Source organism: Acinetobacter sp. AM, from assembly GCF_003105055.1.
Taxonomy (GTDB): domain Bacteria; phylum Pseudomonadota; class Gammaproteobacteria; order Pseudomonadales; family Moraxellaceae; genus Acinetobacter; species Acinetobacter tibetensis.
Genome location: NZ_QETG01000009.1, coordinates 65867 through 77778, shown reverse-complemented (window position 1 = coordinate 77778; position 11912 = coordinate 65867). Strand labels below are relative to the sequence as shown.

9 protein-coding genes are annotated in these 11912 nt (G+C 41.1%); 4 read left to right on the top strand and 5 right to left on the bottom strand.

Annotation, left to right across the window (positions count from 1 at the left end):
• Positions 1-92: 92 nt before the first annotated feature.
• Genes DCO44_RS06725 through pilG form a run of 4 tightly spaced genes read right to left on the bottom strand, consistent with a single transcriptional unit; the run spans position 93 to position 3526 of the window.
• Positions 93-2165: a methyl-accepting chemotaxis protein gene (locus tag DCO44_RS06725; RefSeq protein WP_116760304.1), complete on the bottom strand. Its 2073-nt coding sequence runs from the start codon at positions 2163-2165 to the stop codon at positions 93-95.
• Positions 2166-2213: 48 nt separating this feature from the next.
• Complete coding sequence (locus DCO44_RS06720; protein WP_116760302.1) at positions 2214-2750, bottom strand: chemotaxis protein CheW; 537 nt, start codon at positions 2748-2750, stop codon at positions 2214-2216.
• A gap of 3 nt (positions 2751-2753) precedes the next feature.
• Positions 2754-3122 (bottom strand): response regulator, encoded by a 369-nt coding sequence (locus DCO44_RS06715; RefSeq protein ID WP_116760300.1) that lies wholly within the window; start codon positions 3120-3122, stop codon positions 2754-2756.
• Between the two features lie 20 nt (positions 3123-3142).
• A complete protein-coding gene (gene pilG / locus DCO44_RS06710) occupies positions 3143-3526 on the bottom strand; it encodes a twitching motility response regulator PilG (RefSeq protein ID WP_116760298.1) in 384 nt (127 codons plus the stop codon).
• 283 nt (positions 3527-3809) lie between these two features.
• Between pilG and DCO44_RS06705 the strand changes: the two genes are divergently transcribed.
• From DCO44_RS06705 to DCO44_RS06690, 4 genes are all read left to right on the top strand, one after another.
• Positions 3810-4451 carry a hypothetical protein gene (locus DCO44_RS06705; protein WP_116760296.1) on the top strand — a complete coding sequence of 214 codons (642 nt, stop codon included), beginning with the start codon at positions 3810-3812 and terminating at the stop codon, positions 4449-4451.
• A gap of 27 nt (positions 4452-4478) precedes the next feature.
• Positions 4479-5576 (top strand): efflux RND transporter periplasmic adaptor subunit, encoded by a 1098-nt coding sequence (locus DCO44_RS06700; RefSeq protein WP_116760294.1) that lies wholly within the window; start codon positions 4479-4481, stop codon positions 5574-5576.
• A gap of 15 nt (positions 5577-5591) precedes the next feature.
• Complete coding sequence (locus DCO44_RS06695) at positions 5592-8696, top strand: efflux RND transporter permease subunit (RefSeq protein WP_116760292.1); 3105 nt, start codon at positions 5592-5594, stop codon at positions 8694-8696.
• An 89-nt stretch (positions 8697-8785) separates the two neighbouring features.
• Entirely contained in the window at positions 8786-10501 is a 1716-nt protein-coding gene (locus DCO44_RS06690) for a proline--tRNA ligase (protein WP_116760290.1), read from the top strand.
• A gap of 58 nt (positions 10502-10559) precedes the next feature.
• Here the strand turns inward: DCO44_RS06690 and DCO44_RS06685 are convergent, their stop codons facing one another.
• A complete protein-coding gene (locus DCO44_RS06685; protein WP_116760288.1) occupies positions 10560-11897 on the bottom strand; it encodes a hypothetical protein in 1338 nt (445 codons plus the stop codon).
• Positions 11898-11912: the final 15 nt, after the last annotated feature.

Below are 11912 nucleotides of genomic sequence, written 5' to 3'. Positions count from 1 at the left end.
GAACTTTGTTCTAGAAGTACAGCGGTTCGATGCTTAAAACTAGATAAGTATTCCGACCTGTGTCAGATCGGAATACCCTTTGAATAGCTAACTTATTCAGGTAGTTTGAAGTCCGTTACAGATTCACGCAGAGATTCTGCCATATTGGCAAGTTCAGAAACCGAACGTGCTGTATCGAAAGTCGCTGTTGTGGTCTGTGACGTAATTTCTTGTACAACGTTCATCGTGGTTGCAATATGACCTGCTGATGCCGATTGCAGTTTTGCTGCATCCGAAATGCTCGCAATCAGTTTTGCCAAGTTACCCGATACGTTTTGAATCTCATCCAGTGCAACACCCGCATCTTTAGACAAGTTCGCACCACGGACAACTTCCGAAGTGGTTTGTTCCATTGAAATAACGGCTTCGTTGGTATCTGTTTGAATGGTTTTTACCAGTGTTTCAATCTGCTTGGTTGCAGAGGCAGAACGTTCCGCAAGACGCTGTACTTCATCGGCTACAACCGCGAAACCACGACCAGCTTCACCCGCCATAGATGCCTGAATGGCTGCGTTTAATGCCAAGATGTTTGTTTGGTCTGCAATATCGTTAATCAGGGCAACAATGTTACCAATCTCTTGAGATGACTCACCCAAACGCTTAATACGTTTTGATGTTTCTTGAATCTGCTCACGAATGATATCCATACCTTCGATTGAACGGTTTACGACTTCTGCACCATTGGTTGCAATCTGTACTGAACGTTCTGCTACCGTAGCTGATTCAGAAGCGTTGGCAGATACTTGGTCAATTGACATTGCCATTTCATTAATTGCGGCAGATGCACCTGCAATTTCTTGTGCCTGATGCTCAGACGCTTCGGCTAACTGGTTGGTAATGACCTGCGTATTTTGCGTATAGTGTGCAACCTCTGCTGAAGTTTCAGTAATACGCGAAACTAACTCACGTAATTGGTCAATCGCGAAGTTAATCGAGTCGGCAATTGCGCCCGTAAAATCTTCAGATACCGTTGCGTATGAACGTAAGTCACCATCTGCTAAGTCGGCAATTTCATCGAGTAAACGTAAAATCGCATTCTGGTTACGGTCATATTCTTCTTGTAAACGTGATACACGAACCTTATCAGCTTCACCACGAAGTACCAGTAATTTAAATACGCAGAATAAGAAGCCAATCAGTGCCAGAATTAGACCCAAGGCAGGAATTGCAATTGACCAGCCTGTACCGCCAGATAGCTTGTTTAAGTTTGTTAACAATGCATCTGATTGTTCAAAAATTGAAGAAGAAGCTTGACGTACTTTTACAATTTGCGTGGAGTTCTTTAAAACTGTTGCTGCCGCAGATTTTAATACTTCATCATATTCCGCTTTAATCCCATCTAAAGATTCACGTAAAGCAGGTTCTGCAATCTGTTGTACACCCAGTTCTGCACTACCATTAATTTGGGCATTCAAATACGAACCAAACGTTTCAGTATCTGCACTAAAGTCATCTGCTGATGCACTTGAGTTAGTCGTACCTGTTAATACCGAGTTAATCGAACGTAAAATACGTTCTGCAATAAACACCTGGTTTTTCGCAATAACAACCTGACTACTTGGCATATTTTGACGTGCCATTTGGTCAACCATCAAGTTATATTCAGCCTGAATACCTGGAATACTTTCACTGATCGCAATGTTGGTGTCATATAACTGATTAATGATTTTTTGTTGTGAAGCAATTAAATCAATATTTTCAGAAACTTTTTTCCATTGTGCATCTACTTCACGTAGTGCTGGAGTACTCGCATGAATATCATTCACTGTTTCAAGGTTTTCAGCGAACGTCTTTTGCGAATCTGTCAATTTTTTAATCGCTTCTGGCGTACCTGAAGCAGTTGCTTCTGTCGCTTGGCGTGAAATCGTTTGAGATAATAAACGTAAGTCACCCAAACTACGCGTAAATTCATTATTACGCGGTACGCTATAGAATAGATATAACAGAAGGAATAGGGCCAAGATGATACAAAATGCTGCACCCAAAATTAATGGTTTGGACTTTTCACTGTCACCGAATACACGTGAAAACTGTTCCGTCTGTGATTGAAATTTTGCTACTAAAGCATTACCACCTGAACGGTTGGTACTTTCACCTGCATTTTTCTTTTTTAGCTTAAAGCCCATGCAGCTTCTCCCCGAATTTTGCCTTCATTCTTAATGAGTGGGACTATATTAATTTATAAGTTTTATAGATGCGTTCATATATTTTGGATTTTGCAATAAACGACTAAATAAGAAAACATGCCATTGTTGGTTATGTTGATGAAAATACCCTTGGCAATATTCTTGTAAATTACTATCTAAATCTTTATGTTTAGAAAAGAAACTTTTCTTATTGAAGTGTTGAATGCCCAAAACCTGATCGACGACTAATCCGACATAATGATCATGATGACTGATACATAAGACTTTTTGTGTCGGTGAATATTGGCTTCGATGTCCAGAAATATAGTGTGGCAAATCTGCAACAGAAAGCAGTCGTCCACGAATATTCGCTAGCCCCATCACCCAAGACTGAGTATTTGGAACAGGCGTATATTTTGGTGGATAAATAACTTCCGAAACCTCACCTAGAGGGGCAACGAAATATTGCCCCATCATTTCAAATGCAATCCCTGACCATCGGTTTACTTCATTCTCAGTCGAAACGTAGTTTTTATTCCCACGTTTCGCTAGGCGAAGTAATTCGATAAATCCGTTCGCTGCCATAGTTTATCCTGCGTTGAGGTGCTGCTTAATGGTATCGATCAATTGCTGTTCATCAATTGGCTTGGTTAAGTAATCACATGCCCCCTGACGTTTACCCCAAACACGGTCAGTTGCTTGATCTTTGGTACTCACAATCACAACTGGAATGTGTTTGGTTGTTTCACCACGCGCAATTTGACGTGTTGCCTGAAAACCATTCACACCAGGCATCACTACATCCATAAGCACCAAATCAGGAAGCTCTGCTTGTGCCATTGTTACCCCATCTGCACCATTTGAAGCTTCAATGACTTCAAATCCGTGCTTGCCTAATATCTCTCTGAAACGGAATGTTTCTGTAGGCGAATCATCTACAATCAAAATACGAGCCATGCTCTTCCCCAATACAAAACTTATGCTGTTACGTGATTACGAATTGCGTTTAAAAGTTCATCTTTACTGAATGGTTTTGTTAAATATTCATCAGAACCGACAACACGTCCTTTAGCCTGATCAAATAAGCCATCTTTACTCGATAGCATAATGACAGGAATATTTTGATAATTTTGTGAGTTTTTAATCAGTGCACAAGTTTGATAGCCATCTAGACGCGGCATCATGATATCGACAAAAACAATATCTGGATTTGCTTCAGCAATTTTTGATAAAGCTTCAAAGCCATCTACTGCGGTGACCACATCACAACCTTCACGTTGTAATAATGTTTCGGCTGTACGACGAATGGTTTTTGAATCATCAATTACCATGACTTTTAGATTTTGAAATTTATCGTCCATTTAATGACCCGTCCCATTTTTAGAATGTACATACATTTGGTATATAAAAATTTTATTACAAGTTGCTAACATTTTTAACATATATTTACTTGTATTTTCAATGAACAGTTTCAAACTAAGTCGACATTTTCACCCAATTTCACAAACAATTTCACATTTTAATTCACCCCAATATTTTTTTTGATGAATAAAGGTTTTTTCTTCTCTAGATTAGTTCTAATATAACTTTTTTATTACTTAAAAATAAGTAATTTAGTCAACTTTAACTTTTGTGGGGGATTCAATGAAAAGTCAGTTTAGTCGAAAACTTGCTTTCATTGCAGAAAAGGAAATCGCATTTAAAGTATTGCTGATTAGCCTATTGCTCCTCCAATCTGCATTTACTTTTGCTGAAGGCGTAAAGGCTGTTTGGTATCGTTACTATGATAGCAAAGGTGTGGCGAATATTAGCACCAATGTAACCCCCAATCATATTCGCTATGGTTATGAAGCTCTCGACCGCAATATGCAGGTGATTAAACGTAATCGTCCCTATAATGCGGAAACCGAAGAAAAAAAAGCACCGCAACGTGCTGCTCAGGCTAAACAGCGTGAAGCTGATTTACGTTTAAAACGTGCCTATACCAACAGCCAAGTTGCAACCCAAAAACGTGATGATACCTTAGCCTATCTCAAAAAGCAGATCCGCTTCCAACAAGACCAGCTCAAACAATTACAAAGTGATCGTATTTTATTTAAACGACAAGAAATGGAATATTTACGTAAGGGTGATCCTGTTCCAGCGATTTTAAAAAGCAATCTCAGCAATAATGCGACCAATATCAGCAATAAAAAAGAGCAAATTCAGACGTTACAAACCAACTATCGCAATACGCAAGCTGAATACGCGAATATCATTGCGCGCTTAAAAGCCATGGAAAACTAATTCTGCAATGTAGTAAGGACTTTTTTGATGCAGTATGTACTCCGTTTATTTAAAACATCAGCCCTCACGATTTGTTTTTTACTCGCAGCTTGTCAAAAACAACCTGAAACTCTTCCCCCCAGTGAAAATAAGAAGATTGAGCTGATTCAGCAAGATTTAGTTGCGCTTAATTTTGGTCAGTCTGTAGAAAAAACTTCATTTACGGGCAGTATTCGCGCCTTGAATCAAAGCAGCCTGCAATCTCAAGTGACAGCAACCGCAACTTCAGTCCGTGCCAATGTTGGAGATGCTGTACAGCAAGGACAAATCTTAATCCAGCTCAACAATCAAGATAATGAAGCTCGTCTAGCTCAAGCAAAAGCGAATTTAGCTGCGGCAAAAGCGCAAGCCAACCTCGCTCTGAACATGATGAAACGTAAACAACGGTTACTTGATCAGGGCTTTATTTCCAGAGTTGAATTTGAACAAAGTCAAGTGGACTATCAGGCGCAATTAGAAAATGCCAACGCGCAACAAGCGACTGTTGATATTGCACTGAAAGCTGAACAAGATGGGACTTTACGTAGCCCAATAACAGGCGTTGTGACCAAGCGTCAGGTTGAACCCGGTCAAACCGTTGCTGCGGGTCAAACCTTATTTGAAATCGTTGATCCAACACGGTTAGAACTTCAAGCACGTTTACCAAGTGATCAGCGCAGTGCTTTAAAAGCTGGGCAAAAAATTGAATACCGCATACAAGGAAGTCCTGAAACACTGACCGCAACACTCAGTCGCATCTCACCATTGGCGGATTTAAACAGTCGTCAAATTGAATTTTATGCCACACCCAATTCAGTGCTTAATCCATTAAGTATAGGCGCATTTGTCGAAGGTAATATTCTGGCAGTACCTTCTGCATCGGGACAATTAATTCCCTTAGATACGATTCAAAACCTTGAACAAAAGCCTTATGTCTGGGTTATCCGTCAACAAAAAATTGAACGCGTTCCTATACAAATACTTGAACAACGCTATAGCGAAAATATGGCTGTTGTCTCTGGACTGACCAATGGCGATCAAATTAGCCGTGTAAAGTTCAACGATGATGATCTTCATAAAACCGTTACGATTCAGCGAACTAAATAAGTTTAGGGTCTCAAAATGTGGTTAACCCGTATCAGCGTAAAATATCCTGTCTTTACTATCATGATGATGTTATCGCTGATGGTGCTCGGCTTAGCTTCTTGGCAACGCATGAGCGTGGAGGAATTTCCTGATGTCGACTTTCCATTTGTTGTTGTGCATACCACTTATCCAGGTGCTTCGCCTGAAACCATTGAATCTGAAATTACCAAAAAAATGGAAGATCAGATCAATACCATTTCAGGATTAAAACAAGTCATTTCTCAATCCAGTGAAGGGCTTTCCACCATCATTGTTGAGTTTAACTTAGACGTTCCCTCTGCTGTCGCTGCTCAAGATATTCGCGACAAAATAGCACCTGTGACTGCCGAGTTTCGAGATGAAATTCAGGATCCTGTGGTAGAACGCTATGACCCGACTGCCAGTGCAATTATGTCAATTGTATTTGAGTCCAATAGCCAGTCCTTACGTGAGCTCAGTACCTATATCGACCAGCGGATTGTACCCAAATTACAAACGGTATCTGGCGTGGGTGCGGTCAATTTATTAGGCGATAGCCAACGCCAAATTCGAATTGTCATTGATCCATACAAATTACAAAGCTATGGCATTGGCGTAGACCAAGTCATCAACACCCTAAAAAGTGAAAATATTGAAGTTCCAGGTGGCACCCTCAAACAAGCCAATTCCGAACTTGTGGTCGAAATCAAATCCAAAGTGATTCATCCCTATGCTTTTGGAGATTTAATCGTTGCCACCAAAAATGGCAGTCCGATTTTTCTCAAACAAGTTGCGACTGTTGAAGACAGTCAGGCAGAACTTGACTCTAGCGCTTTTTTAAATGGCAACCCTGCTGTCGCGGTTGATGTATTGCGCAACTCCGATTCAAATATTATTCAAGTGGTGGATGGCACCCGTAAAGCCTTAGCCAAGATTGAACAACAACTCCCCAAGGGCGTCAGTGTCAAAGTTGTGGTCGATAGCTCTCAAGGCATTCGTGGCAGCATTCAAGATGTCAGCCGAACCATTCTTGAAGGTGCAATACTCGCCGTTTTGATTGTCTTACTTTTTCTTGGCTCCTTCCGCTCTACCATTATTACAGGCATGACCCTACCCATCTCTTTATTGGGTACTTTAGCCATGATTTGGGCTTTCGGCTTTAGCATTAATATGATGACGCTGTTAGCCTTGTCACTAAGCATTGGCTTACTGATTGATGATGCGATTGTGGTCAGGGAGAATATTGTTCGCCATGCCGATATGGGTAAAGATCACGTCAGTGCTGCCTTGGATGGAACCAAAGAAATCGGCTTGGCAGTCTTAGCCACGACCTTAACCATTGTGGCGGTATTTTTACCCGTTGCCTTTATGGGCGGTATTATCGGTCGTTTCTTTTACCAATTTGGGGTAACAGTCAGTACAGCCGTACTGATTTCCATGTTTGTCAGTTTCACCCTTGATCCTATGCTTTCTGCGCATTGGACAGATTCAGGCAAAAAATCTAAAAAACCAAACCTATTAAGACGTTTCTTTGATGCGATTGCACATCTGCTAGAGCGTATCACCCACGTTTATGAGTACTTATTAAAGTTGGCATTACGCTTTCGCTTGATTACGCTCATGATTGCGATTGCCTCCCTTTTTGGAGCTCTCGCTTTATCTAAAATGATTGGTACCGAATTTGTACCTACGCCAGATAAAGCTCAGATTCGCATCAAATTTGAAACGCCAGTTAATGCATCTTTGGAATATTCGCAGGCCAAACTGTTACAAGTCGAGCAAATTCTAAGACAGAACCCTGAAGTACTCGGTACTTATGGCGTAATTAACGGCGTTACAGATCGTGGGAAAAACCATGTCAGCCTGCATGTGACGGTGACCCCACGCCAACAACGCGACAAAACACTAATTAAATTGAATAATGAATTCCGTGATCGTCTTAAAAGCATTGCAGGAATTCGGGTGACTTCGGTTGCCTCTGCCGATGAAAATGTTTCTGGTGGACAAAAACCGATCATAATCTCGATTAAAGGACCTGACTTAAATCAACTACAAAAAATCTCAGATCAGTTCATGCAAGAAGTTGCTCAAGTTCGAGGCGTTGTCGATTTAGAAAGTTCGCTCAAAGAACCTAAAGCCACTTTGGCCGTCCACATTAATCGAGTTTTGGCGAATGATTTAGGTTTATCTGTCAGTCAAATTGCCAATGTTGTGCGCCCTTTAATTGCGGGGGATGATGTCACATCTTGGCAAGATGACAACGGTGAAACCTATAATGTCAATGTTCGATTAGCTGAAAGCCAACGTAGCCTACCAAGTGATTTAGGCAATTTATACATTAACGCTGCAAAACAAGATCAGTCAGGACAAAATATTTTAGTGCCTCTTGGCAGTATCGCGAGCCTAGAACAAAGCTTAGGAGCTTCTCAGATTAATCGTCGTGATTTGGCACGTGAAGTCTTGGTTGAAGCCAATACGGCTGGGCGCCCTGCGGGTGATATTGGGGCCGATATACAAAAAATTCAGGATAATTTTAAACTGCCTGCGGGCTATAGTTTCGATACTCAAGGAGCAAATGCCGATATGGCTGAATCGGCGGGCTATGCACTCACGGCAATTACCTTGTCGATTGTGTTTATTTATATTGTTTTAGGTTCGCAGTTTAATAGCTTTATTCACCCTGCTGCGATTATGGCGTCACTCCCGCTGTCGCTGATTGGGGTATTTTTGGCCCTGTTCTTGTTCAATTCGACCATGAATCTATTCTCCATTATTGGCATCATTATGCTGATGGGACTGGTCACCAAAAATGCCATCTTACTGATCGACTTTATTAAAAAAGCCATGGAATCTGGCAGCAGCCGTTATGATGCGATTTTACAAGCAGGTAAAACCCGTTTACGCCCAATTTTAATGACCACCAGTGCGATGGTCATGGGTATGATTCCGCTAGCGCTCGGACTCGATGAAGGTGGTGAGCAAAGCGCCCCGATGGCGCATGCCGTGATTGGTGGAGTCATTACCTCTACCCTGCTCACCTTGGTGGTGGTTCCTGTGATCTTTACTTACTTAGACGACTTTAAGAATTTTCTACTTCGTCTCAAACAGAAAATCATGGCATAATCCATGGCAGTTCAATGGACAGTCAGTATCGAGTGGCTGTTTCATTTTAGATTGGATTATCCTTCACGATTAATATTAGGACAGTATTCATGCGCGCGAGTCGCTTTTTATTTGCAACGTTAAGAGAAACCCCAAACGATGCTGAAGTTATTTCACATCAACTTATGCTCCGTGCGGGCATGATTCGTAAATTGGCTTCAGGTTTATACACTTGGCTGCCGATGGGCGTACGTGTGCTAAATAAAGTTGAAGCGATTGTACGTGAGGAAATGAACCGTTCAGGCTCACTTGAAGTATTCATGCCCGTAGCGCAACCTGCAAGCCTTTGGGAAGAGTCTGGTCGTTATGTACAATACGGTCCAGAATTATTGCGTTTCAAAGATCGTCATGATAATCCATTCGTTTTGGGTCCTACCCATGAAGAAGTGATTACAGATTTAGCACGTAATGAATTAAAAAGTTATAAGCAATTACCAATCAATTTCTACCAAATTCAAACCAAATTCCGTGACGAAATTCGTCCACGCTTTGGCGTAATGCGTTCACGCGAATTCATTATGAAAGATGCTTATTCTTTCCACGCAGATCAAGCCTCTTTGCAAGAAACTTATGATTTAATGTATCAAACCTATTGCAACATTTTCACCCGTTTAGGTTTGGATTTCCGTCCAGTACAAGCGGATACAGGTTCGATTGGTGGTTCAGGTTCACATGAATTCCACGTTTTAGCTTCAAGCGGTGAAGATGATATCGCTTTCTCGACTGAATCAGACTATGCAGCCAACATTGAAATGGCTGAAGCAGTATTGGTTGGTGAACGCACTGCTCCAACCCAAGCTTTGGAAATTGTCGATACACCAAATCAAAAAACCATTGCAGATGTCTCTGCATTCTTGAATTCTGATCCTGCACACTCTGTAAAAGCATTGTTGGTACAAGGTGTAACAGATGAAAACGGTCAAACTCTGGTTATCGCTTTATTCTTGCGTGGCGATCATGAGCTGAATGAAATTAAAGCTGAGAAGCACCCATTGATTGCATCACCATTAACGTTTGCAACAGAAGAACAGCTTGCAGCGCTTGGTTTAACTGCTGGTTTCTGTGGGCCACAAGGTTTAGTTGAAAAAGGTTTAACAGTAATTGTTGACCGTGCTGCATCGGTACTGTCTGACTTTGTGGCAGGTGCCAATGAAGTAGACAAGCATGCGACAGGTGTAAACTGGGAACGTGATGCTCAATTCACCGAAGTTTATGACTTACGTAATGTGGTTGAAGGTGATCCATCTCCAGATGGTAAAGGTACACTGCAAATTAAACGCGGTATCGAAGTCGGTCATATTTTCCAATTGGGTCAAAAATACTCAGAAGCTTTGGGCTGTAAAGTATTGGGCGAAGATGGCAAACCATTTACTGTCACTATGGGTTGTTATGGCATTGGGGTTACACGTGTCGTCGCTTCTGCAATCGAACAAAATTTTGATGAGAAAGGTATCATTTGGCCAGCAGCAATTGCACCGTTTGAAGTCGCAATTGTGCCAATGAATGCGCACAAATCTCCACGTACTTTAGAAGCTGCTGAAGCTTTATATGCGGAGTTAACTGCTGCGGGTTATGACGTATTACTGGATGATCGTAATGAGCGCCCAGGTGTGAAATTCTCCGATCTTGAGTTAACAGGTATTCCACACCGTATCGTGATTGGCGAGAAAGGTCTGGATGCAGGTACGTTTGAATATAAAGGCCGTACCGATGCTGAATCAGTGAACATGTCTAAAGATGAATTATTAGCAAAAATTGCCAAGTAATTTTTGTTCGTAAAATAAAAAAATCCCGCAACTTGCGGGATTTTTTATTGTCTTGCAATCAACAGAACTTCATTCCACCAAAGCAGTTAGAACGAAAGTTTTGCCCTTGCAAAGTTAAATTAGTCAGTGGAAAATCTAAAGTCGTGGTATTCATAGGAACATTACCCACGACTAATGCAGAACCCCCTACACATCCTGTTAATAGGTTTCCACAATTTCGTGGATTTTCAGTTAAATCTTTATTAATCCCAGCAATGGTTTGCTGTAAAACTTGATTGGTAATCGCTACTTGTGTAGTTGGGCTTAAACTCCCAAGTTCCACTTCATCTTCCATAGACAGCCACCAACCTTGATTGGCAGCTACCGCTGCCCCAGGCCATAATATTTTTTGTGACTGTAACGATAGTGAAGCTGGGTTATTTAAATATAGCGCATGAATTAAACCCAAGTTCTGATTGACCGTAATATCGGTTTTAAGCCCTGTAATGTTGCCTGTTACTTGCTTATCTAAGTTTAATAAATTTAATACTTTAGCCGTTAATTGCCCACTAAAGTCAATCTGCCCAACTGTCCCGCTGCCTTTTAAAACCACATCTTTTAGTCTCGTTCCCGACACAATGGTAGAGTTAATCGTAAAAGGGGCAGAAGTTGAAGAAAGGCTTAAATTATAATTATTCGAGGTATAAGAAATATCATAACAAGGATCTAAAAAACCATCGACACACGTTGTTCCAGAACTACTTCCCAATAATCGGCCTTGCACAATACCATTGATCGTTAACCCTGTATCTGCATAAGTCATATTACGTGCCTGTGTCACGGCTGTACCCGTTGCAGTTTTAGTTTTCATATAACCACTAAAAGTGTTAATTCCATTTGGTGTTGCAGAGTTTTCTGTACCTAAAGTCATGAGTCCTGAAATCTTCTCGGCACTGACACGAAATCCTACGACTTCACGCGTAGCTGCTGAGTTCGGATTTTTAATCGCAAATTGTAAAAATGGATTGGTAATTTTAGCCGAAGTTGCTGCTCGCTCATCAGACGTATAGTTGGAGTTTGCAGGTAAACCACTTAAAGAAATATTATCAATATCAATGTCACAACTACTGGCACGTACACTGTTGTTGACACCACCACAGCCCAATGCCAATTTATTAATATTGGCATTCAACTCCATAACCGCTTCAAGACCCAACTTATAAAAGCCAATATTGGATTGATTATAAGTATCCCCTTTCTGATCGGTTTGTGAGGTTCCCTGTAAATATTGTAACGTTAATAAAGCTTGACCCGATACATCTGACAGTTCCTGATCGGAAAGACTTTGCAAACTCTTTGCCATGACAGGTGTAATAGCGGTAGCTAGTAAAATGCTTAATAATAGTTTCGTCTTCATGACCGCTTAGATTCC